Source organism: Stackebrandtia nassauensis DSM 44728 (assembly GCF_000024545.1).
GTDB lineage: Bacteria > Actinomycetota > Actinomycetes > Mycobacteriales > Micromonosporaceae > Stackebrandtia > Stackebrandtia nassauensis.
Genome location: NC_013947.1, coordinates 6552725 through 6573782, shown reverse-complemented (window position 1 = coordinate 6573782; position 21058 = coordinate 6552725). Strand labels below are relative to the sequence as shown.

The 21058-nt window shown below is 68.3% G+C and carries 24 protein-coding genes and 1 pseudogene; 19 read left to right on the top strand and 6 right to left on the bottom strand.

Translation table 11 applies throughout. The features are described from left to right. Nucleotides 1-18 precede the first annotated feature (18 nt). Together SNAS_RS33525 and SNAS_RS37315 are read right to left on the bottom strand one after the other, a co-directional pair. Nucleotides 19-612 (bottom strand): hypothetical protein, encoded by a 594-nt coding sequence (locus SNAS_RS33525; RefSeq protein ID WP_013021414.1) that lies wholly within the window; start codon nt 610-612, stop codon nt 19-21. Beyond that, entirely contained in the window at nt 609-1715 is a 1107-nt protein-coding gene (locus tag SNAS_RS37315; protein WP_013021413.1) for a globin domain-containing protein, read from the bottom strand. Before SNAS_RS37315 ends, SNAS_RS33525 begins: the two co-directional genes overlap by 4 nt. A 208-nt stretch (nt 1716-1923) precedes the next feature. Here SNAS_RS37315 and icmB point away from each other — a divergent pair, with 208 nt between their 5' ends. The 7 genes from icmB (at nt 1924) to SNAS_RS37050 (ending at nt 7581) form a co-directional block, all read left to right on the top strand. Next, nucleotides 1924-2328: a coenzyme B12-dependent isobutyryl CoA mutase small subunit gene (gene icmB / locus SNAS_RS30785; RefSeq protein WP_013021412.1), complete on the top strand. Its 405-nt coding sequence runs from the start codon at nt 1924-1926 to the stop codon at nt 2326-2328. A gap of 366 nt (nt 2329-2694) precedes the next feature. Then, nucleotides 2695-3564: an HAD family hydrolase gene (locus tag SNAS_RS30780; protein ID WP_013021411.1), complete on the top strand. Its 870-nt coding sequence runs from the start codon at nt 2695-2697 to the stop codon at nt 3562-3564. Between the two features lie 216 nt (nt 3565-3780). Next, on the top strand, nt 3781-4578 hold the full coding sequence (folP, locus tag SNAS_RS30775) for a dihydropteroate synthase (RefSeq protein ID WP_052305340.1): 798 nt from the start codon (nt 3781-3783) through the stop codon (nt 4576-4578). Nucleotides 4579-4615: 37 nt separating this feature from the next. Further along, a complete protein-coding gene (gene folB, locus SNAS_RS30770; RefSeq protein ID WP_013021409.1) occupies nt 4616-4987 on the top strand; it encodes a dihydroneopterin aldolase in 372 nt (123 codons plus the stop codon). Beyond that, nucleotides 4984-5493, top strand: a complete 510-nt coding sequence (gene folK, locus SNAS_RS30765; RefSeq protein WP_013021408.1) for a 2-amino-4-hydroxy-6-hydroxymethyldihydropteridine diphosphokinase — start codon at nt 4984-4986, stop codon at nt 5491-5493. Before folB ends, folK begins: the two co-directional genes overlap by 4 nt. A gap of 5 nt (nt 5494-5498) precedes the next feature. Continuing rightward, nucleotides 5499-6008, top strand: a complete 510-nt coding sequence (locus SNAS_RS30760; RefSeq protein WP_013021407.1) for a DUF3180 domain-containing protein — start codon at nt 5499-5501, stop codon at nt 6006-6008. A 112-nt stretch (nt 6009-6120) separates the two neighbouring features. Continuing rightward, nucleotides 6121-7581 carry an inner-membrane translocator gene (locus tag SNAS_RS37050; RefSeq protein ID WP_013021406.1) on the top strand — a complete coding sequence of 487 codons (1461 nt, stop codon included), beginning with the start codon at nt 6121-6123 and terminating at the stop codon, nt 7579-7581. 27 nt (nt 7582-7608) lie between these two features. On the opposite strand, the pseudogene fes reads toward SNAS_RS37050, so the two are convergent. Both fes and SNAS_RS30745 read right to left on the bottom strand, forming a co-directional pair. Next, nucleotides 7609-8787 (bottom strand): annotated as a pseudogene (fes, locus tag SNAS_RS37890) (enterochelin esterase); the annotation flags it as partial. After that, nucleotides 8784-9569 carry a DeoR/GlpR family DNA-binding transcription regulator gene (locus SNAS_RS30745; RefSeq protein ID WP_013021405.1) on the bottom strand — a complete coding sequence of 262 codons (786 nt, stop codon included), beginning with the start codon at nt 9567-9569 and terminating at the stop codon, nt 8784-8786. The pseudogene fes and the gene SNAS_RS30745, both read right to left, overlap by 4 nt. Before the next feature lie 132 nt (nt 9570-9701). Between SNAS_RS30745 and SNAS_RS30740 the strand changes: the two genes are divergently transcribed. Genes SNAS_RS30740 through SNAS_RS30715 form a run of 6 tightly spaced genes read left to right on the top strand, consistent with a single transcriptional unit; the run spans nt 9702 to nt 15379 of the window. Continuing rightward, nucleotides 9702-10571 (top strand): SIS domain-containing protein, encoded by an 870-nt coding sequence (locus tag SNAS_RS30740; protein ID WP_013021404.1) that lies wholly within the window; start codon nt 9702-9704, stop codon nt 10569-10571. A gap of 38 nt (nt 10572-10609) precedes the next feature. After that, entirely contained in the window at nt 10610-11476 is an 867-nt protein-coding gene (locus SNAS_RS30735; protein ID WP_144300890.1) for an ROK family protein, read from the top strand. After that, nucleotides 11473-12582 carry an N-acetylglucosamine-6-phosphate deacetylase gene (nagA, locus tag SNAS_RS30730; RefSeq protein WP_013021402.1) on the top strand — a complete coding sequence of 370 codons (1110 nt, stop codon included), beginning with the start codon at nt 11473-11475 and terminating at the stop codon, nt 12580-12582. Before SNAS_RS30735 ends, nagA begins: the two co-directional genes overlap by 4 nt. Next, nucleotides 12579-13505, top strand: coding sequence for a 1-phosphofructokinase family hexose kinase (locus tag SNAS_RS30725; RefSeq protein WP_041625284.1), 927 nt, complete (start codon nt 12579-12581; stop codon nt 13503-13505). Before nagA ends, SNAS_RS30725 begins: the two co-directional genes overlap by 4 nt. A 5-nt stretch (nt 13506-13510) precedes the next feature. After that, complete coding sequence (locus SNAS_RS30720) at nt 13511-14353, top strand: class II fructose-bisphosphate aldolase (protein ID WP_013021400.1); 843 nt, start codon at nt 13511-13513, stop codon at nt 14351-14353. Between the two features lie 60 nt (nt 14354-14413). Then, a complete protein-coding gene (locus SNAS_RS30715) occupies nt 14414-15379 on the top strand; it encodes a serine hydrolase domain-containing protein (RefSeq protein ID WP_013021399.1) in 966 nt (321 codons plus the stop codon). Here SNAS_RS30715 and SNAS_RS30710 read toward each other — a convergent pair. Further along, entirely contained in the window at nt 15376-15657 is a 282-nt protein-coding gene (locus SNAS_RS30710; RefSeq protein WP_144300690.1) for a DsbA family oxidoreductase, read from the bottom strand. The two genes, SNAS_RS30715 and SNAS_RS30710, sit on opposite strands and share 4 nt — an antisense overlap. Nucleotides 15658-15783: 126 nt before the next feature. Between SNAS_RS30710 and SNAS_RS30705 the strand changes: the two genes are divergently transcribed. The 6 genes from SNAS_RS30705 to SNAS_RS30675 all read left to right on the top strand — a co-directional run bounded on the left by SNAS_RS30705 (nt 15784) and on the right by SNAS_RS30675 (nt 20435). Next, entirely contained in the window at nt 15784-16188 is a 405-nt protein-coding gene (locus tag SNAS_RS30705; protein WP_013021398.1) for a hypothetical protein, read from the top strand. 269 nt (nt 16189-16457) lie between these two features. After that, nucleotides 16458-16730 carry a hypothetical protein gene (locus SNAS_RS30700; RefSeq protein WP_013021397.1) on the top strand — a complete coding sequence of 91 codons (273 nt, stop codon included), beginning with the start codon at nt 16458-16460 and terminating at the stop codon, nt 16728-16730. 127 nt (nt 16731-16857) lie between these two features. Then, the gene (locus SNAS_RS30695; protein WP_083787278.1) at nt 16858-17406 is read left to right on the top strand and encodes a DUF1877 family protein; all 549 of its coding nucleotides are present in this window, start codon (nt 16858-16860) and stop codon (nt 17404-17406) included. A 103-nt stretch (nt 17407-17509) separates the two neighbouring features. Next, the gene (locus tag SNAS_RS30690; RefSeq protein ID WP_013021395.1) at nt 17510-17935 is read left to right on the top strand and encodes an HIT family protein; all 426 of its coding nucleotides are present in this window, start codon (nt 17510-17512) and stop codon (nt 17933-17935) included. 84 nt (nt 17936-18019) lie between these two features. Then, nucleotides 18020-19495 (top strand): outer membrane protein assembly factor BamB family protein, encoded by a 1476-nt coding sequence (locus tag SNAS_RS30680; RefSeq protein ID WP_013021394.1) that lies wholly within the window; start codon nt 18020-18022, stop codon nt 19493-19495. Nucleotides 19496-19544: 49 nt separating this feature from the next. Next, nucleotides 19545-20435 (top strand): alpha/beta fold hydrolase, encoded by an 891-nt coding sequence (locus tag SNAS_RS30675; RefSeq protein ID WP_013021393.1) that lies wholly within the window; start codon nt 19545-19547, stop codon nt 20433-20435. Nucleotides 20436-20448: 13 nt separating this feature from the next. Here the strand turns inward: SNAS_RS30675 and SNAS_RS30670 are convergent, their stop codons facing one another. After that, complete coding sequence (locus tag SNAS_RS30670; RefSeq protein WP_041627285.1) at nt 20449-21027, bottom strand: TetR/AcrR family transcriptional regulator; 579 nt, start codon at nt 21025-21027, stop codon at nt 20449-20451. Nucleotides 21028-21058: the final 31 nt, after the last annotated feature.

Below are 21058 nucleotides of genomic sequence, written 5' to 3'. Positions count from 1 at the left end.
CCGCGAGCCGTCGGCTGGCTAGCTCGGCGCTTCCTGCACCAGGTGCTCGACCTCGGCGGCCAGGTTCTCGCGCGCTTCGCGCAGCTGCTCCTCGGCGGCCGTGACCGCGCCCAGGAACGACTGCACCCGCGCCAGCCGTCGGGCCTGCTCCTCGGCCTGGGCGCTGTGCAGCGCGCCCGCCTGTTCGCGGTACTCGGCCGCCGCCCGCTCCGCCTGCTCCTCCGCCTGACGGCGCGCCTGCTCGAGGACCTGCTGCGCCTGGCCCCGTGCCTGGCCGATGAGGCGACGGCAGTAGTCCTGCGCCTGCGCCACATAGCCCTCGGCCTGCTCCTGCGCCTGAGACAGCAGCAGCACCGCGTTGGTGTCGGGCTTGTTGGTCATCGTGTTCTGTCGCTGGCTCTGCCGCGACTGCCACTCGCGCAGCGCCAGCCGGAACCGTTCCGACTCCGAGCGCAGCGCGGCCTCGGTGGCGTCGCGCCGCTCCAGTTCCCCGGCGATCCGGGACATCAGCTCGTGCACCTCCTCGGGCTGGTAGCCCCGCCGCCCCAGCGGTGTCAGCTCGAACCGGGCCGCGTTCACCGTCGCCGCGTCGATCCGCCGCTCATCGGTCATTCCTGGCTCCCATACGTCTCATAGTGAATAGACCCCGTGTCCACCCCGGCCTCCACCAAGACCTTGCGCGCCGAGACCACCATCGCCGTGGGGCCGCAGACGTACACCTCGGAACCCACCACATGTCCATGTCGGACGGACAGGTCCACCGGGTTGCCCGTCAGCAGTCCGCGCGCGGGTTCCTCGACGCAGGCGGACAGTTCGAACCAGTCGTGCCGCGCCGCCATCGCCCGCAGCTGGTCCAGGTCGTACAGCTGCGCGGTGGTGCGCGCCCCCCAGTACAGGGTCACCGGACGCGGCCGGGTGCTGGCGACCTGGTCCACGATCGCCTTCAGCGGCGCCAGCCCGGTGCCACCCGCCAGCAACAACAGCCGCCGGTCGGAGGTCTCGTCCAGTCGCAGCCCGTCGCCCACCGGCGGGCCCAGCCGCAGCACGTCCCCGGGCGCGGTCAGGTCGACCAGCGCCGTCGACACGTCCCCGGCCTCGGCCATCCGCACGTGCAGATCGATCGTCCCGTCCGGCCGGGGCGCATTGGCGGGCGAGTAGTGCCGCCACACCCGGGGCCGGTGCGGCGAGGTCACCGTCACCGACTGCCCGGCCCGGTACGGCAGCGGCTGCCGGGGCTTGATCGTCAGCACCGCGGTCTCCAGGTCGCGCCGGTCGTGCGCCACCACGTCGGCGTCCCACCACGCGGGGCTCGACTCGGCGTCGGCCGCGTCGGCCATCACCTGCGCCACCAGCCCGTAGGCGTCGCCCCAGTCCTTGGCCAGCGCCTGGTCCCACCGCGGCCCGCTGAAGTGCTCCAGCGTCGCCAACAGCGCCGCGCCGACGGCCGGATAGTGGTCGCGCACCGCCCCGAACTTGCGGTGGTCGCGGCCGAGCTGTTTGAGGTACGGCACCACCGCGTCCAGGTCGTCGACGGAACTGACCACGGCGCCCAGCGCCCGCACCAGCTTGTCGCGCTGCCCGGCCATGCTCACCGGGAACAGCTGCCGGGTCTCGGGGTGGGTCAGGAACAGCGTCGAGTAGAAGAACAGCGGCACCTGCCCGCCGTGCGAGGCGACCAGCTCCCAGTTGGCTTTGAGGCGATCCGCGTCGACCACGGGTTATGAACCTTCGCTTTCGGTTTCGGGGGTTTCGCGCGGCCTCGGATGCTAACGCGCACGATCACGCATTGCCCAGCGATTCTCAGCGTGACGGCCAATAACATTCGCATAGATTTGCCTTATGCGGGCCTTAGTCATCATTAGGTAGGCTCACCCCGATGGAACAGTCGCGGACGAAGGCGTCCGCTCGAAAGGAAGACGGTCAATGGAATCGCGCATCCGCGTTGTAGTGGCCAAACCCGGCCTGGACGGGCACGATCGCGGTGCCAAGGTCGTCGCCCGGGCGCTGCGGGACGCCGGAATGGAAGTCATCTACACCGGCCTGCACCAGACGCCGGAGCAGATCGTGGCCGCCGCGATCGCCGAGGACGCCCACGCCGTCGGGCTGAGTGTCCTTTCGGGAGCTCACCTGACGCTGTTCAAACGGGTCACCGAGCTGCTGGCGGAACGGGGAGCCTCCGACATCGTCGTGTTCGGTGGCGGCATCATCCCCGACGAGGACATTCCCAAGCTCGCCGAGCTGGGAGTCGCCAAGGTGTTCACCCCCGGCGCCACCACGAAATCCATAGTCGACTGGGTCACCGCCAACGTTTCCACGACGCCCGTGTGACCCAAGGAAATCCGCCGCCCACGACCGCTCGTAAAAAATCTTTCCATGTTTTTCGGTCAGGGCGTAACCCCCAGCCGTGCCTCTCGTTGAAGTAGGTGTCGGAACGATAACGGCAAACAGCGAATCAGCTGAGGCCCTCACCGCAGGTGAGAAGTTCCGATGAATACGGCCGATGCCTTGTCGGTCGAGGGGTGGCGACAGGGCATTGTGCATATAGAGGGTCGAGCGTCTGAGGGGTGCGCTCGACCCTCACCTATGTCCCGGCTCCGTTGTCGCGGCGCCATCTCATGTCCGGATTCGGCACGGACATCCCGCATTCACTGTTTCGCGCTTACTTTTGACGCACCGCGCGGCTAGGCTCTATGGGTGAATGACGACAGGTCCGCAGTTGAAGCCGCCACTGTAGTGACCGACACCTCTCACATCGATGAGAGGGCGGCGGCGTTCTTCGACGTCGACAACACCCTGGTGCACGGGGCTTCGATCTACTGGTTCGCGCGCGGGCTGGCGGCCCGCCGGTACTTCCGGCACCGCGACCTGCTCCAGTTCGTGTGGCAGCAGGCCCGGTTTCGCATCCGGGGCAAGGAACTCGGCGGCGGCAGCATCAACGAGATCAAGGAATCCGCGCTGTCCTTTGTGGCGGGGCGACGGGTGGCCGACTTCGTGGCGCTCGGCGAGGAGATCTTCGACGACACCATCGAGGCCAAGATCTGGTCCGGCACCCAGGCGCTGGCCGACGCGCATCTGGCGGCGGGCCAGCAGGTGTGGCTGGTGACGGCCACCCCGGTGGAGCTGGCCGAGATCATCGCGCGGCGACTGGGATTCACCGGCGCCATCGGCACCGTCGGCGAAGTCCACGACGGTGTCTACACCGGACGATTGGTCAGCGACATCATGCACGGCCCCGCCAAGGCCGAGGCGATCCGCGAACTGGCCAAGCGGGAAGACCTCGACCTCGACCTGTGCACGGCCTACAGCGACTCCAGCAACGACATGCCGATGCTGAAGGCGGTCGGCCACGCGGTGGCCATCAACCCGGACGCGGCACTGCGGCGCCAGGCCCGCCACCACGGCTGGCAGGTCCGCGACTTCCGCACCGGCCGCAAGGCCGCGAAGTTCGCGGTCCCTGCGGTGGTGGCCGGAGCCGTGGTCGGCGCGATCGCGGGCGGAGCGGCCTGGAAGCGCCGCGGCGCGGCCCGTCGGGCCATGTCCCCGAACGGCCGCCCGAAGCCATAACCGTTGTCGCGCTTCGCCGCCGCGGGTCCGTCGGCACCGAAGCCCCGACCGTCACCGGGCGGTCTGCCAGTGCGCGTTGCGGTGGCCGATAAGGCGGTCGATCGAACACCGGTCCGGCCAGGCTCGTACAGTGTCGCCATGACCGGCACCGACCGACCCGACAACGCGGGCGATCACGACAGCGCAACCGATTCCGGCCCCGACCGGCCCGTCATCATGGGCGTCCTCAACGTCACCCCGGACTCGTTCAGCGACGGCGGCCGTTACACCAGTGTGGACACCGCCCTCGCGCACGCCCGCCGGATGCGCCGCGACGGGGCCGAGATCATCGACGTGGGCGGCGAATCCACCAGACCGGGAGCCAAGCGCATCGACGCCGCGACCGAGATCGCCCGCACCGTCGACATCGTCGCCGCGCTGACCGCCGACGGCATGACCGTCAGCATCGACACCACCCGCGCCTCGGTCGCCGAGGTGGCGATCCGGCGGGGAGCGTCCATTGTCAACGACGTCTCCGGCGGCCTGGCCGACCCGGAACTGGCCCCGCTGGTCGCCCGCACCGGCGCCAAGTTCGTCCTGATGCACTGGCGCGGCCACTCCGCCGACATGTACGCGCCCGCCAGCTACGACGACGTGGTCACCGAGGTCCGCGCCGAACTGCTGGAGCGGGTCGACGCCGCCCGCAAGGCCGGAGTCGCCGCCGAACAGATCATCCTGGACCCGGGCATCGGCTTCGCCAAGCTGCCCGAGCACAACTGGACCCTGCTCAAGCACCTGGACGCGCTGGTCGAGCTGGGCTACCCGATCCTGTACGGCTCCTCGCTGAAGTCGCACCTCGGCCAGCTGTTGGCCGGTCCCGACGGCGAGCCCCGGCCGGTGGCCGAGCGCGCCGACGCGACGCTGGCGACCTCGCTGCTGGCCTTCTCCGCCGGGGTCTGGGGCGTGCGGGTGCACGACGTGCGGGGCACCGCCGACGCCCGCCAGGTGTGGGAGGCGACGCGCCGCGCCAGGTAGCCGCACGCGGAGGCGGCGGCTGCCGTACCGTTGCACCGTGGCGGATCACACCGACCAGATCACCCTCTCCGGACTACGCGTACACGGCTACCACGGCGTGTACGACCGTGAACGCGCCGACGGACAGGAATTCATCATCGACGTGACCTTGGATTTGGACACCCGCAAGGCGGCGCTGTCCGACAACATCCAGGACACGGTTCACTATGGAAATTTGGCCGACGCGCTGGTGACGGAGGTGGCGGGCGCCCCGGTGCGGCTGCTGGAGACCCTCGCCGACCGGCTCGCCGGGGTCTGTCTGGCCGATCCGCGGGTCATCTCGTGCGTGGTCACGGTGCACAAGCCGTTCGCGCCGATTCCGCACAACTTCACCGACGTCTCGGTGACCATCGAGCGGAGCCGCGAATGACCACCGTCGTACTGAGTCTCGGAGCCAACCTCGGCGACCGCCGGGCCGCGCTGGCGTCGGCCGCCGAAGCCCTCGGCCCCGGCCAGCTGTCCGAAGTGTACGAAACCCCGCCGTGGGGTGACGACGACCAGCCCACGTACCTGAACCTGGCCATGATCGCCACCGACGCCGACCGCTCGGTCGAGGACTGGCTGGCGCTGGCCGAGGACATCCAGGCCAAGGCGGGCCGGGTCCGCGATCCCAAGCGCCGCTACGGACCCCGGGTGCTCGATGTGGACATCATCATGGCCTGGGACGCCGACGGCGAACCGATCCACTGCGATTCGCCGACCCTCACGCTGCCGCACCCGCGCGCGCACCTGCGGGCCTTCGTCCTGGTGCCGTGGCTGTCACTGCAACCGGACGCGGCGCTGCCGGGCCGGGGTCGGCTGCGGGACCTGCTGCGCGATCCCGGGCTCGCGGCGGACGCCCGTGCGTTGCGCCGGGTCGGGAAACTATCCTCGTAACCGTCATGAACGAAGGCCAACAGGAACCCAAACAACCCACCCTCAAGCCGACCGCGCCCTCGACGCTGCTGGTAGCGGCGCTGGCGGCGGGGGCGCTGATCCTCGTGCTGGCCACCGTCAACTACCCGCCGGTACCGGGCTGGTACACCCCGACGACGTTGCTGCTGCTGGCCCTGGTGCTGGCGTACACGGCCCACACCACCCGGGCCCGCATCGAACGCAAGGAAGGCGCCAAACCCGTCGAACCGCTGCTGTTCGCCCGGTTCGCGGCATTGGCCAAGGCCTCCTCGGTGGGCGGCGCCCTGATCGCCGGGGCCTACGCCGGGATCGTGGTCTACCTTGTCGCGCACCGCTATCTGGCGGCTGCCGGACGCGACCTGCCGCTGGCGGTGTTCGGTTTCGTCGCCTGTCTGATCCTGGTGGCCGCGGCCCTGTGGCTGGAACGCGCTTGCCGGATTCCCGAGGACTCCGAGGATGACGACCAAACGAGTGGTGGCGCCTCCGCGAACGGGTGAAGATCACGCACCTTTTCGCACGAGCCGATAGTGTGCCATTGACAGGCCTCGAAAAACTTGCCCCGCGGCACTATATTGACGTCGCGTACCCCGGTGCATGGAGAGAAGAGTGATGAGCGTTCAAGACCCGCGCCCCGATGTCGCGCCCGAAGAACAATCGGCACCGGAGGGCGACACGCTCGTGTCCCAGCCGGTCAGCCCGTCCGCGACGACGTACGAGGCGGCGACGGTGTCGCCGGGAGAACCCGAGACCGTGCCCGATCTCGCCGCACCCGCGTCCTTCACGGTGCCGCAGGACGAACCCGCCGCCGCGCCGAGCGACAAACTGTGGGTCCACTTCGTCTGGGAGGGCCTGCTTCTCGTCCTCATCGCCCTGGGTGTCGCGGCGTTCTTCCTCTTCGGCCCGAACACCGGACTGGGCAGCCCGGACCGGGTGATGGAACTGCTGGTCGGCTCGACCCCGTTCCTGCTGTTCGCGATGGCCCTGGGCCTGTCGATGCGGGTCGGTTCGATCAACCTCGCCGTCGTCCACCTCGGACTGTTGTCGACGGTCCTGTTCTCGTCGTTGGGAAACCAGCCACTGCTGACGGCCATCGGCATCGTCGCGGGCGCCATGGTGGCGGCCGGGGTGCTGCTGGCCCTGCTGGTCACCGTCTTCAAGGCCCCCGGCTGGGCGGCCAGTCTGCTGGTCGCGATGGCCGCCTGGTTCCTTGTCTCGGAACGGGAACTGGGCCTGCTGGGCCCGATGACCCCGGACTCCGGCCTGTCGGCCCAGCTCGAACTGACCAGCCTTACCGGCTGGATCATCATCGGCGTCGTGGTTGGACTGTCCATTGCGGGCGGTATCCTCGGTATCGTCCGCCCGGTCCGCGAGACCTTCGGTGTCTGTGTCGACGCGGTGGAGCAGCGCGGCAGGCGCACCGCCGGCGCGTTCCTCACCACCTGGGTGGCCCTGATCGGCTCGTGTCTGCTCGCGGGCGCGGCCGGCTACCTGGTGCTGGTGCCCACGGGCGCCAACCTCAACATCAACGTGGTGGAGGCCAACGGCTTGGCCCCGCTGTTGACCGGCCTCGGCATCGTCCTCATCGGAGGAACGAGCGCCCGGGGCCGTCGGGGCGGTGTCTTCGGCACGCTGCTGGCGGCGGTGGTCGTGTTCATGGTCGCGCTGCTGGTGCAGAACCTGAACGGTTCCTGGATCGTCAACAACGCGATTCCGTTCGGCGCGTTGCTGTTGGGCCTGCTGGTGAACTGGCTGATGGACCTGATGAACCGTCCGAAGAAGACCTACGGTGCGCCTTACACCGCGATGGCGTCGGACGCGTCGCTGTCGGCGCCGATCTACACGCCGGTCAACGCCCCATCCTCTCCGGCGGCCGACTTCGGTGCCGCGCAGTCGGTTCCGGTGTCTCCGGCTCCGGACACGGTTGCTCCGGTCGCCGAACCGGTGTCGCCGATGGCGGCCAGCCCCGGCGAAACCCTGACGCTGCCCGCCGACCCACCCGCGTCGGGGGACTCGACGCAGGAGATCCCGGCCGACGCCAACCCATACCTGTACCGCCCCCCGGCTGGTTAAGCCGCGGCTGGTCGCCGCGATGAGGCCGTCGCTGAGATGGCCGCGCCAGCAGGCGAAGTCGTGGCCGCCGGTGAACTCGGTGTAGGTCGCCGCGTGGCCACGGCCGGTCAGCGTCTCGGTGAGCTGCCGCGCCTGATCTACAATGGCCGCCTCGTACGTTCCGGCGGTCACGTGGATGCGCGGCAACCGCTCCGCCGCCGCGAGCTCGCCGCTCAGCCAAGCGGTTTCGCGATGGTCGCGGCCGTCCGGACTCCACCACAGCGACGGCGACTGCGCGACGATCGCGTCGAACCGTTCCGGCGCACGCAGTCCCGCGTACAAGGCCGCCAGCCCGCCGAAGCTCTGCCCCGACAGGATCGTCCGCTCCGGACGATCGCCGATCGGCAACCGCCGCTTGGCCCAGTCCAGCAGCTCCGTGGTCAGAAACTCGACGAAATCGTCGTTGGGGCACAGTTCCCGGGCCCGGGTGTCGGGATCGAGGCTGTCGACGCCCACGACGCTCAACGGCGGTATCCGACCGTCGGCCTCCATGTTGTCCATGATGGTCGCGATCAGCGCCGGTTCGAACCAGTCGCGACCGTCCAGCAGTATCAACAACCCGCTCGAAGCCTCAGCTCCGGGCGGTCGGTACGTCCACAACCGCCGATCGTTGTCCAGGATCGCGCTACGAAACCGATGCCGCTCAACGGTTCCACGCGCGACACCCTCGCGCGGCTCCGGCCAGGGCTGCGGCGGAGCCTGCGGCAGCGACACCACGCTGTACCCGGGCTTGGCCTCGACCCCGAACGGATCGCTCCGCCCCTGCCGCCACAACGCCAGCCAGTACTCGTCGTCCGGCTCTCGTGTCCCCTGCTCGTCCACACAGAACTGATACGAACACCGAAAGTCCGACGGCAGTCGATAACTCAGGTGCCAGACATCAGTCCCCGCAACCCTCCGCAGCAAACTCGCACTCGGATCGGTGCGGTCGAACAGCTTGTTGGGCACCACCAGGACATCGCGCGTGTTATCGTCCCCGCGCCAGACGAACGTCAGCACCGCGTACCCGGGCTCGTCCGCCATCTCGACCAACGGCGCGCCATCTTCGCGCACCTCGCGCCAGAACCCCTCGACGTCCCCGTCCAGCCGCAGTCGCTCAATCCGGGGACTGGCGACGATCTGCGGCTTGTGCCGGGAAGGGACGATCGGTGGCCGGACCGGTCTCACGCGCGCAGCACCTTGATGCCGGCCGCGCTGAACTCCGCGGTCCGCTCCGCCGGGACCGAGGTGTCGGTGATGAGGGTGTGCACCCGCTCGATCGGGCAGATCCGTGCGAACGCGTGACCGCCCAGTTTGGACCCGTCCGCGATGATGACCACCTTGCGGGCCCGTGCGGCCATCAGCTGGTTGATCGCCGCCTCGCCCTCGTGGTGCGCGGTCGCGCCCAGTTTCACGTCGATCGCGTCCACGCCGAGGAACACCATGTCCAGGGTGATCTCGCGCAGGATCGGCGCCGCCAGCGGTCCGATCAGCTCATAGGACTGTGGACGGACGACGCCGCCGACCACCACGACCTTGATGTGCGGCCGCACGATCATCTCGTTGGCGATGTTCAGCGCGTTGGTCACAATGGTCAGTGGCGTCGTGCCCGAGGTCGCGACCAGGTCGGTGCGCATCGCCAGTGCCCGGGCGACCTCGGTGATGGTGGTGCCGCCGTTGAGGCCGACGACCATTCCCGACGAGACCAGGCCCGCCGCCGCCGAGCCGATGCGGTGTTTCTCCTCGACGCGTTTGGCGGTCTTGTAGCGCAGTGGCAGGTCGTAGGAGACTCCACCGGCGACGGCGCCGCCGCGGGTGCGGGTGATCATCTGCTGTTGTGACAGCTGGTCGAAGTCGCGGCGGATCGTCGCCTGGGAGACGTGCAGCCGCTGGGCTGCTTCCTCCACAGTGATCCGTCCGGACGAGGCCAGGATCTCCAACAGCGTGTTCCACCGCGCGTAACGGTCCATGCACACCTCCACGAGAGCGCACCCGGCATTGGCCGAGCGCCGACTATGTGTGCACAATAGTGCGCGAAACCCCGGCACTGCGCCGGTGGTCCTGCGCGAAGGCGCGTGAACCGTGGTTGGAGGAGTCTGAGGATGGCAATAGTCGACGCCGAGATCGCACGTCAGCCCGAATGCTGGACCGCGGCGGCCGAGCTGGCCGTCGAGCATGCCGGGTTGTTCCCCAAGGCCGGTGAGCGGGTCGCCGTCGTCGGCTGCGGCACCTCGTGGTTCATGGCCCAGGCGGTGGCCGGGCTGCGCGAGGCCAGTGGCGCCGGTGAGACCGACGCCTTCACCGCCTCGGAGTTCCCCGACCGCCGCTACGACCGGCTGATCGCGCTGTCGCGCTCCGGGACCACGTCCGAGGTCGTCGAGCTGCTCAACCGCACCGACATCCCCTCGCTGGCGATCGTCGGCGACGGCGACACCCCCGCCGTGGCAGCCGCCGACGCGGCGATCGCGATGCCGTTCGCCAGCGACCAGTCGGTGGTCATGACCAGCTTCGCCACCTCGGTGGTCGCGCTGTTCCGCGCGCAGCTGGGCATCGACCAGGCCGCCGCGATCGCCGACTGCCGCACCGCGCTGACCGCCGAGCTGCCCGTCGACGTCGCGAAACTGGAGCAGATCAGCTTCATCGGCGCGGGCTGGACGATCGGCCTGGCCAACGAGGCCGCGCTCAAGGCCCGCGAGGCCGCGACGTTCTGGGCCGAGTCGTATCCGGCCATGGACTACCGGCACGGTCCGATCTCGATCGCGGGACCGAACCGCGCCACCTGGGAACTCGGCCCCACCGGCGCCGGGCTGCGCGCCGAGGTCGAAGCCACCGGCGGCGCCTTCGTCGCATCCTCCCTCGACCCGCTCGCGGAACTCGTGCTGGCGCAGCGCCTCGCGGTCGCACTGGCCCGGCTTCGCGGCCTCAACCCCGACAGCCCGCGCCACCTGACCCGTTCGGTGGTCCTGCCTTGAGCGACGTCGTCGTCGCCCTCGATGTCGGCGGCACCTCCATGAAATGCGCCCTGGTCGACGTCAACGGCCGGGTCCTGCACAGCGAAACCCGCGTCACGCCACGGGAACACGGCCCCGAGGCCGTCATCAAATCCATAGTAGACACCGCGGTCGAGCTGGCCGCCACCCCCGGCTACCGGGCCCGCGCCGTCGGGCTCGTCGTGCCCGGCCCGGTCGACAACGAGCGCGGCATCGCCGTGTACTCCTCCAATCTCGGCTGGCGCGACGTCCCGTTCCGGCAGCTGGTGGAGGCCGAACTGGGGCTGCCGACCGCGTTGGGTCACGACGTGCGCGCCGGTGGCCTGGCCGAGGCCCGGCTGGGTGCTGGACGCGGCAGCCGCCAGCTGCTGTTCGTCGCCATCGGCACCGGCATCGCCGGGGCCCACATCATCGACGGTTCCGGCCTGTCGGGCGCGCACGGCGCCGCCTGCGAACTGGGCCACGTGGTGGTGCGTCCCGACGGCCCCAAGTGCGGCTGCGGCCAGTACGGCTGCGTGGAGTCGCTGGCCAGCGCCGTGCAGTTCGAGCGCCGCTACGCCGAGGCGTCCGGCACCGCGCGTGAGGCGATGGACATCATCGCCGCCGTCGACACCGACCCGATCGCGCAACGGGTGTGGCGCGAGACGATAGAGGTGCTGGCCGACGGTTTCCTGCTGGGCATCGCGCTGTTGGACCCCGACACGATCGTCGTCGGCGGCGGGCTGGCCAAATCCGGCGACGCGCTGCTGACGCCGCTGCGCACGGCCTTGACGGCTCGCGCTACTTTTCACACCGTGCCAAGGCTGGTCGCGGCCGAACTCGGTCGCGAGGCAGGATGCGTTGGCGCGGCACTGCTGGGACTGGAACGACTGGAGGACGGCACGTGAATCTGCTCGCCAACGCCAAGGTCGTGGTTCCCGACGGCGTGGTCCCCGGGACCGTGCACGTCGAAGACGGCCGGGTCGCGTCGATATCCGAGGTCGACGAACAGGACGTCACCGGCTGGATCGTCCCCGGTTTCGTGGACATCCACTGTCACGGCGGTGACGGCGCGTCCTACACCGTCGGCGACGCCGCCCAGGCCCGCAAGGTCGCGGCTTTCCACCTTCGCAACGGCACCACCACGACGCTGGCCTCGCTGGTGTCCTCGCCGTTCGAGCTGATGCTGGACGCCGTGCACAACTTCCGCCCGTTGGTGGAGGAGGGCGTGCTGGCCGGTATCCACTTCGAGGGCCCGTATCTGGCCGAGTCCCGTTGCGGGGCACAGAATCCCGAGGCGCTGCGCGACCCCGACATCCGGGAACTCGACAAGCTGGTCGAGGCCGGGGCGGGGACGGTCAGGATGATGACCATCGCGCCGGAGCGTCCCGGCGCCATGGAGGCCATCGAATGGCTGTCCGTCCATGGTGTACTGGCGTCGATCGGTCACACCGACGCGTCCTATGAGGTCACACTGGAGGGCATCAACGCCGGGGCCACCGTCGCCACCCACCTGTTCAACGGCATGCGCCCCTTCAACCACCGCGACCCGGGCCCGATCCCGGCGCTGATCGACGACCCGCGCGTCACCTGCGAGCTGATCGCCGACCCGGTCCACCTCCACATGGGAACGTTGGCCTTCGCGGCGCACGCCTCGGTCGCGCAGTGGGCGGTGCTGGTCACCGATGCCATGAGCGCCACCGGAATGCCGGACGGAGAGTACGAACTCGGCGGCCTCAACGTCACCGTCGCCGAGGGCGCGGCCCGCCTGACCGACTCCGGTTCGATCGCCGGATCCACCATCACCATGGACGACGCGTTCCGCAACGCCGTGAAGCTGGCGGGCCTTGAGGTCCCGGTGGCGTCGCAGATGGCCTCCCAGACGCCCGCCGAACTGCTGGGTCTCGACGACGCCGGTCGTCTCGAACCCGGTTCCCGCGCCGACCTGCTCGTGTACAACGAGGACCTGGAGCTCCAGGCCGTGATGCGCGCGGGGGAATGGATACCCCGGTGATCCTCACCGTCGCGCTCAACGCAGCGCTCGACGTCACCTACTCCATCGACGCCGAGCTGCGTCCGCACGCGACATACCGGGTAGGTACTGTTGCCGAGATGCCCGGCGGCAAAGCACTCAACACGGCCCGGATCCTGCACACCCTGCGGGACCCGGTTCTGGCCACCGGTCTGCTCGGCGGCCACACCGGCGAACGCATCGCCGAGCGGATCCCCGCCGGGCTGCGGCACCGCTTCGTCCGCGTCGACGGCGAATCCCGGCGCGCCCTGGTCGTGGCCGACCCGGCCGACGCCACCGGCTTCTGGGAACCCGGTCCCGAGATCACATCCGAAGAGTGGCAACGCTTCCGCGACCGTTTCGACGGACTGCTGCGGGTGGCGCGCGTCGTCGTGTTGTCCGGTTCGCTGCCCCAGGGCCTGCCCGTCGACGCCTACGCCCAGCTCGTCGCCGCCGCCCGCGACCGCGGCGTCACCACGATCCTCGACTGCGACGGCGAAGCCCTGCGTGCCGCGCTGCCGCAACGGCCCGATGTGATCAAACCCAACGCCCACGAACTGGCCGCCGCCGTCCCCGACGCCGATCTATCCACGGTGGACGGAATCCGGAAGGCCGCCGAAACCCTGCGCGCCGCCGGTGCCCGCGCCGTCATCGCCTCGCTCGGCCCCGACGGCCTGCTGGCGGTGCTGCCCGACGCCGCGTTCACCGCGGCCCCGCCCGAGACCGTCTCCGGCAACCCCACTGGCGCCGGCGACGCCTGCGTCGCGGGTCTGGCCCGCGGCGTCCTGTACGACACCGGCTGGCCCACCCGCCTCACCGACGCGGTCGCGCTGTCGGCCGCCGCCGTCAGATCCCCGGTCGCGGGCCGGGTGGATGTGACCGACTACCTGACATTGCGCCATCACATACATCTCAAGGAGCTGTGACCCCCATGGCATTGGTCCCGACCGCTGAACTCATGGAGAACACCAGGGGTGGTGTGGGCGCGTTCAACGTCATCACCGTCGAACACGCCGAGGCCATTGTCGACGGTGCCGGACGCGCCGAGCGTCCGGTGATCCTCCAGATCAGCGAGAACGCCATCAAGTTCCACCACGGCCAGATCGCCCCGATCGCGGCGGCCACCGCCGCCGTCGCCGAGACCAGCGACGTCCCCGTCGCGCTCCACCTGGACCACGTCACCGACGCGAGCCTGTGGGAAGTGGCGCCACAGCACGGTTTCGGCTCGGTCATGATCGACGCGTCCAAACTCCCGTACGCGGAGAACGTGGACGAGACCGGCCGCGCCGTCGAGTACCTCAACAGCCGCGGCCTGTGGGTGGAGAGCGAACTGGGCCAGGTGGGCGGCAAGGACGGCGAGGCCCCGTTGTCGGCCCACGCGCCCGGCGCCCGCACCAGTCCCGACGAGGCCGCCGCCTACGTCATGGACACCGGCGTGGACGCGCTGGCCGTGGCCGTCGGCTCCTCGCACGCGATGACGACCCGCGACGCGGTGCTCGACCACGACCTCATCGCCGCGATCAAGGAAGCCGTCGCGATCCCGCTGGTGCTGCACGGCTCCTCGGGCGTCCCCGACGCCGAACTGGCCAAGGCCGTGCGCGGCGGCATGATCAAGATCAACATCGGCACGGCGCTGAACATCGCCTACACCGACGCGGTGCGCGGCCACCTCGCCGCCAACCCCGACAACGTCGACCCGCGCAAGTACCTGGCGGCGGCCCGGGAGGCGATGGCGGCCAAGGTCTCGCACTTCCTGACCGTCCTGGCGGGCTAGCCGACTGGCAACAAACTGTCGGTTAGCCGACAATTGGCGACGGTGCACTATGATGTCTCTATGACATCACTTCCTGAAACCCCCAGCAACGTCCTGGTGGTGCGCGACGGCAAGGTCGTGCACCAAGAAAGCCACGGCCTCGCCGACCCCGTCGCGGGCACCCCGTTGACACCGGACCACCGGTTCCAGATCGCCTCGATCAGCAAGCAGTTCACCGCCGCGGCGACCCTGCTGCTGGCCGACGCGGGCAAACTGTCGGTCGACGACCCACTGTCAAAATGGGTGTCCGGATCCCCGGAGTCCTGGAAACCGCTCACCCTCCACCATCTGCTGTCGAACTCCTCCGGAATCGGCCACTGGAACGACTATCCCGAGATCGACCTGGGCGAACCGATGCCGATCGACGACCTGATCGCGACGTTCCAGCAGCGCGAGCTCTTCTGCGAACCCGGTTCCCAGTTCCGCTACTCCAGCGCCGGTTTCTGCCTGCTGGCACACATCGTCGAACTGGTCTCCGACACCCCCTACCGCGAGTTCCTGGACCAGAGGATCTTCACCCCACTGGGAATGACCGACACCTTCGCGGGCAACGCCGGTGACCGCCCGAACATCGCCGTCGGCTGTGCCCCCGACGGAACCCCGCGCGAGAAACTGTTCGAACTGGACCTGGTCGGACGCGGAGCCGGGGACATCTGGTCCACCACCACCGACATGGTGACCTGGAACCAGGCCGTGGCCGACGGCCGCATCCTCAGCGACGAATCCCGGCGGCGCAGCTTCACCCCGCACGTCTTCTGCGATTCCGTCTTCGACGAGGAGCACCACTACGGCTACGGCTGGTTCGTCGGCACCATCAAACACCCGGTGCGCTACCACACCGGGGGCAACGCCGGGTTCGAGTCCTTCAGCGGCTGGTTCCCCGAGCTGTCGGCGCACGTGGTCTTCCTGACCAACCGCGACGGCTACTTCAGCGAGATCGGAAACGAGGGACAGCGCGAGCTGATCCTCGAGCACCTGTCCGGCTAGGAATCGCCCGCCTGACCATTGAAGACGAACGTGGGAACCCCGGTGACACCCACCCGCCGGGCCAACGCCTCTCGGGTCGCCTCGGCGTCGAGACCACACTCGACGCCGAGGCGCACCAGAGTGTCGAAATCGGACACGATTGCGCCCTCCTCCACGGCCCGCGCCAGATCGAGCCGATACGTCAGCCCCGCCTTCTTGGCCAGCGCCGTCAACATCCCCATCCGCTGGGCGACTTGCTCGTCCGTACCGCCCACATCACGCTGATGCCGCTCGATCAACGTCTCCTGCTGTCACCGGTGTCAGCGGCATGGCCGCCGGGTGTCAGCCGCGCCGGGAAATCTGTAGAGGCAAGGCGGGAACCCCCGCCGGACAACGAACCACAGATTCCTTAGGAGCACACCGAAATGTCGATCAACTTCACCGACCAGGACAAGACCACCCTGCGCACCGCCGCCTACGGCGCCATCGAACTGCTGGCGGCGGCCAGCGCCGCCGGGGGCTCGCCCCACAAGGTCGCCACCGACGGCTCCATCGCCCTGGGCTCCGCGACCGGCGCGATCGGCCACGTCCTCGCCGAGAAGCAACACGGCGCGAAGCTGAAGGCCAAGTCCGTCGCCGACATCGCCGACCAGGTGCTGCCAGCGCTGACCGAAGCGGCCAAGCTGCTGAAGAGCCAGGACGCGGCCGAGGCCGACAACTTCCGCAGCACCCTCATGGTCGCCATCGAAGCGGCCACCCAGCGCGTCAAGCCCAGCCCGACCCTGGCTGACATGACCCGCAAGATCATCGCCGCCCTCGACGCCGCCTGACACGGCACCAACCACAGCCATACGGAGCCCCTTCGGGGGCTCCGTAACGCTGTTCCGGGCCCGCGACGAGCCACCCGCGAGAGCAACCGACGCAGGCGACTGAACCGGGTGCGAGGGCGGGGAAGCGCCCGGGTGAGCGTCTTGAGTTCGTCGGTTATGTCAACGCTCCAACCCAGGTGGGCGCGAAGGTGTCGCTTGACCGAGTTACAGGGCCAGCGTTCGCCGCAGCGGCAAGTCGTTATCGCCCACAGCATCGGAATGAGTCCGACATGGATGATCGGCCGCAGCCGTCGCACGGCGGGACGGTGGACGTCGAAAACGGACGGTCGCGGGCGGGGCGCGCCGAGCGAACGGAGATAGTCCATCAACTCGGCCTGGGCGCGGGCCGCCGCTCGGGCGGCGGCTTTGGCGTCGGCTTCGCGGGCGAGTTCGTCCAACTGTTCCTGCGAACCCAGGAACGGGGAGCGGTGCTGCCAGAACAGCGTGTCGATGCGGATGCGGTGCTGTGGCTTGAATTCCTCGACGACTGTCATTGCCGGTGACTTTCTGATGCGCGACTGGATTCGATCGGGATAGGACGATCATGACGTGACCCTCTGTCACCGAACTGTTCGAAAGCCCGGCCTCACCGCGCCCCGTATCGTGACGATCACGACGAAGTGGCGCAGTATGATCGCGCCTGGATCGCATTCCCCCACACCATTTCGACGACAGCTAGGTATCCAAACCCCCATGGGCATGTACGTCACATTCGTCCGCATGACACCGGACGAACTGGACAAGGCCGAAAACGACCCCGACTGGGCCGAACAGTTCCTGGAAGACTTCTACGACTACGACGGCACCCCACCGCCCGAGAACTCCGAAGTCGACATTCAGAAATCCTGGGCCGGACTCGACCACCTCCTCGACGAGGCGATGTTGCCGTTCAGCATCCAGGAAGGCGGCTACTGCATCGCCAACGGCAACGGCTGGTACCTCAACCTCTGGACGGTCGCCGACCTCGCCGACGCCGCCAAGTTCCTCGCCGAAACCCCCTTCGACACCCTCGCGGCCCACTACGACGCCGAAGCCATGTCCCGCGAAGAGGTCTACCCCAACGCCCGCTGCTGGGACGCCGACGACCTCCAATACCTACGGCGCGACTACGACGATCTGCGGGCCTTCTTCATCGCCGCCGCCGACTCGGGCCACGGCGCGATGATGAGCTTCGGCTAGTCACCCAAACCGCGCCAGTCCTGTCGCGGTTCCCGTCCCGGTCCATGCTCACCTCGTCTTCGGCCCCACCATATTCGACGTCGCCTGGCACGCGTCGCATAGCATGGCGAACGTGAGCTGCGTGTTCTGCTCCATTGTCGCTGGCGACGCGCCATCCAGTGTGGTCCACGAGGATGACGTGTCCCTGGCGTTCATGGACCTCGCGCCTGTGTCGGACGGGCACACCCTGATCGTCCCCAAGGCCCACTACGCGGGGCTGGAGGCGCTGCCGGAGGACATAGGCGCTCACTTGTGGACCGTGGCTCACCGGATCGGGCGGGCCGTGCGCCGGACTCCGTTGCGCTGCGAGGGTGTCAGCCTCACCCTCGCCGACGGCGAGGCGGCCGGGCAGGATGTCTTCCACGTCCACCTGCACGTGTTCCCCCGCTACCCGGGCGATTCCTATCGCGTTCACGCCGATTGGCGGCAACGCGAACGCCCCGACCTCGATGCGACGGCCGCGCTGGTGCGAGCCGCGCTGCTTGGCTAGGTCGTGCCGTTCGTCGGGCCATCGTCGGTGGTCTACCTGTTCGGGTGACGTCGGTGGTCCCAACGCTGGCTAACGTCCAAGACCATGAACGACGCAGTGCCCTCGCCCGCCCGCGACAGTGCTCGACAGCGGTTCTCACGCGCATTGCGTCGGCGAGGGCGCCGACGGCTGATTCTCGACGGCGTCACTCTCGTCGTGATCCTCTTGCTGGCGCTGGTAGTCGCCACCAATTTCAGCCTGCCCAAGGAGGACCCCGGCCCCGGATGGGCCAAGCAGGAAGTGCTTCCCGAAGCGGAGCCAGTGTGGACACAAGGCGTCGGTGCTTCCGACGCGGCGCTGATTCACGAAGACATGCTGGTACATGCGTATGGATCGTCAAATGGTATCCAAGCGACGGTGTCCGACTTGGGCACCGGGGACAAGGTCTGGCACTCCAACTTGGATTACCCCAGCGTGTTCCTGAGTGGTGACTACATCATCGCCATGCAAGCGCTCAATGGGGATGAGGCAGTCGTGTACGACATCCACTCCGGCAAGGAGGTTCGCACGATCAAACTCACCAAATTCGCCACGGTCACGGTCGCTTCCGGGACTCTGGTCAGTGTTGAGGAGACCGGTGAGAACGACTCCAGGATGCGCGGCTTCGAAGTAAGCACCGGCAAAGAGCTGTGGACCAAGGATCTGAACAAATCCCATCGACAGTGGACGCTTGGGGCGCCCAACGACGTGTGGCAGACCGAACTGTTCCCTGAACTCGGGATCTTCGACGAATCAACGTCGCCGGTCGTACTCCTCAATCGGGAGACCGCTTCGTCTTCGAACGTATGGGACCGAGTCGACGCCATCGACGTGGCCACCGGTGAACAACGCTGGGTCTCGCCGCTCGACTACGGGGACGTGATCAATCCCGATGAACACGGCTACATGCTGACCAAGAGCGGTGACATCTTCACCGAGGTGACGACCGGCAATCCAGGTGACAAGGAGACGACGTCATACGTGATCGACGTGTCGTCCGGGAAGGAAACCGGCTATCCCGAACCGGCGGACGCCTTCGACTATGAGGTCGATACCCCGTTGCAGGGCGACTTTTTGTCGACCAGTGGCAAGGGTTGGCCGCAGATCAAAGACGTCACGAACGGGAAGTCCCTGTGGCGAGCCAAGGATGAGCATAGCCTTCTCGTGCACTGTGGAGATGTCGTTTTCGAAGAGGTCGATCAAGAAGTCGATGATCCAGGTGAACCAGCCGTCGAGGGCGTTCGCGTGCATGACGTCGCGACTGGGAAGACCTTGTGGACCAGGCAGGGGAGCTTGGAATCCGGACCCAGCAGTTTCGGTACGAGTATCGGTGTCGGCGACGATGTGGTGTCGACCGGCTTCGCGAAGGAATCTGAGGACGAGCCCCCGATTCAAGTCTTCGATCGCATCACGGGCAAGGGGAAATGGCAGATCGAGGGCAGGCTGCTGGCGCACAACGACGACTACTTCGTCTTCATCGACCCGGACGATGCTTCTGAGAGTGCCCAACTGCATGTCGTGTCGCGAAAGAACCCCCGCTAGTACTCGTCAGCTCTCGCCCGAGGCGGGGTCGGGTTCGCGGGAGGCTACCGTGACGGGAACCGTCGTTTCCGCTACTGAATCGGACATCACCGCCATGACGACACTGCCGTCTCCGCAACGAACGCGCGTCACGACCAGCGCGGGAACCTTCGACGCCATCGCCGCGGGCCCATCAGAGGGACAGCCGGTCCTGTTCCTCCACGGCTTCCCCGAGCTGTCCACCGAATGGGCCCACTACGTCGCCTTGTTCGGCTCACTGGGATACCGAGCCGTCGCCGTCGACCAGCGCGGGTATTCGCCGGACGCGCGTCCACCCGACCCCAAGGACTACCACCTCGACTACCTCGCCAAGGACGTCGTCGACATCGCTGATTCCTTGGGCTGGAACGACTTCCACCTGGTCGGCCACGACTGGGGCGCGGCCGTCGCCTGGGTCGTCGCCGCCCGCTACGCCGATCGGATCAAGACGCTGTGCGCGGTGTCCGTACCGCACCTCGGCGCGTTCGCCAAAGCCCTGCGCACCGACCCGGAACAGCAGAAGGCTTCCGCCTACATGCAACTCCTGCGCCAGCCCGGCAAAGCCGAAACCGTGCTCCTCGGCGAGGACGCGGCCGCGCTGCGCGGCGCTTACGTCGGTGTGCCCGACAGCAACGTCGAGGTCTACGTCGAGCACCTGTCCCAGCCGGGAGCGTTGACGGCGGCGTTGAACTGGTACCGCGTCGACGGGTTCGACGGCCGGGACGAAAAAGTCGCGGTGCCGACGCTGTTCATCTGGGGCACAAAGGACAGCGCGGTGGCCGTATCGGGGGTCGACGACACCGTCAACTGGACGACCGGCGAATACCGGTTGGAGAAGATCGAGGGTGCCAGGCACTTCACGCCGGAGGAATGCCCCGAGATCGTGGGCCCGATGATCCAGGCTCACCTGGAATCCCACTGACGCGAGGCCATCGCTAATCGGGTCGCCGCAGCCCTGCGATGAGCAGGCCGACCAGCCGACGCGCGTCGTAACGGCGGTCGTTGTCGGCGCCGATGCACAGGTTCCCGACGCCGCGCATGAGTTCGTACGCTTCCACATCGCTGCGGATCTGTCCGGCCTGGCTCGCGGCGTCGAGCAGCTGGGTGCACACCGGGACGAGCCGGTCGATGAAGTACGAGTGCAGCGTCTCGAACTGCGCGTCGGACCGCAGCGCGGCGGCGAGCCCGTGCTTGGTGGCCAGGAAGTCGACGAACAGGTCGATCCACTGCCCCAGTGCGGCATAGGGGGTGGCGCTGCTGGCCAGCAGCGAGGGTCCGGCTTCGGCGCACGCGTCGACCTGGTGCCGGTAGACGGCGATGACGAGTTCCGCCCGGGTGGGGAAGTGGCGGTAGATCGTGCCCACGCCGACGCCCGCCTTGGCCGCGATGTCGCGTACCGGGGCTTCGACTCCCGAGGCCACGAAGACCTCGGCGGCGGCGTCGAGCAGGGTCTGCTGGTTGCGCCGGGCGTCGGCGCGTTTTGGCCGGGTCGCGGGCTCGTCGCTGTCGTTCACCACGTCACTGTCTCACATCACGGTTGACAAA

Coding starts and splice junctions, on each gene's coding strand:
- folK (WP_013021408.1), top strand. CDS start 4,984: ATGACCACCGTCGTACTGAGTCTCGGAGCCAACCTCGGCGACCGCCGG.
- SNAS_RS30740 (WP_013021404.1), top strand. CDS start 9,702: ATGGCAATAGTCGACGCCGAGATCGCACGTCAGCCCGAATGCTGGACC.
- folP (WP_052305340.1), top strand. CDS start 3,781: ATGGGCGTCCTCAACGTCACCCCGGACTCGTTCAGCGACGGCGGCCGT.
- SNAS_RS30690 (WP_013021395.1), top strand. CDS start 17,510: ATGGCGAACGTGAGCTGCGTGTTCTGCTCCATTGTCGCTGGCGACGCG.
- SNAS_RS33525 (WP_013021414.1), bottom strand. CDS start 612: ATGACCGATGAGCGGCGGATCGACGCGGCGACGGTGAACGCGGCCCGG.
- SNAS_RS37050 (WP_013021406.1), top strand. CDS start 6,121: ATGAGCGTTCAAGACCCGCGCCCCGATGTCGCGCCCGAAGAACAATCG.
- SNAS_RS30745 (WP_013021405.1), bottom strand. CDS start 9,569: ATGGACCGTTACGCGCGGTGGAACACGCTGTTGGAGATCCTGGCCTCG.
- icmB (WP_013021412.1), top strand. CDS start 1,924: ATGGAATCGCGCATCCGCGTTGTAGTGGCCAAACCCGGCCTGGACGGG.
- SNAS_RS30715 (WP_013021399.1), top strand. CDS start 14,414: ATGACATCACTTCCTGAAACCCCCAGCAACGTCCTGGTGGTGCGCGAC.
- SNAS_RS30760 (WP_013021407.1), top strand. CDS start 5,499: ATGAACGAAGGCCAACAGGAACCCAAACAACCCACCCTCAAGCCGACC.
- SNAS_RS30705 (WP_013021398.1), top strand. CDS start 15,784: ATGTCGATCAACTTCACCGACCAGGACAAGACCACCCTGCGCACCGCC.
- SNAS_RS30680 (WP_013021394.1), top strand. CDS start 18,020: ATGAACGACGCAGTGCCCTCGCCCGCCCGCGACAGTGCTCGACAGCGG.
- SNAS_RS30695 (WP_083787278.1), top strand. CDS start 16,858: ATGATCGCGCCTGGATCGCATTCCCCCACACCATTTCGACGACAGCTA.
- SNAS_RS30735 (WP_144300890.1), top strand. CDS start 10,610: ATGAAATGCGCCCTGGTCGACGTCAACGGCCGGGTCCTGCACAGCGAA.
- SNAS_RS30720 (WP_013021400.1), top strand. CDS start 13,511: ATGGCATTGGTCCCGACCGCTGAACTCATGGAGAACACCAGGGGTGGT.
- SNAS_RS30700 (WP_013021397.1), top strand. CDS start 16,458: ATGGATGATCGGCCGCAGCCGTCGCACGGCGGGACGGTGGACGTCGAA.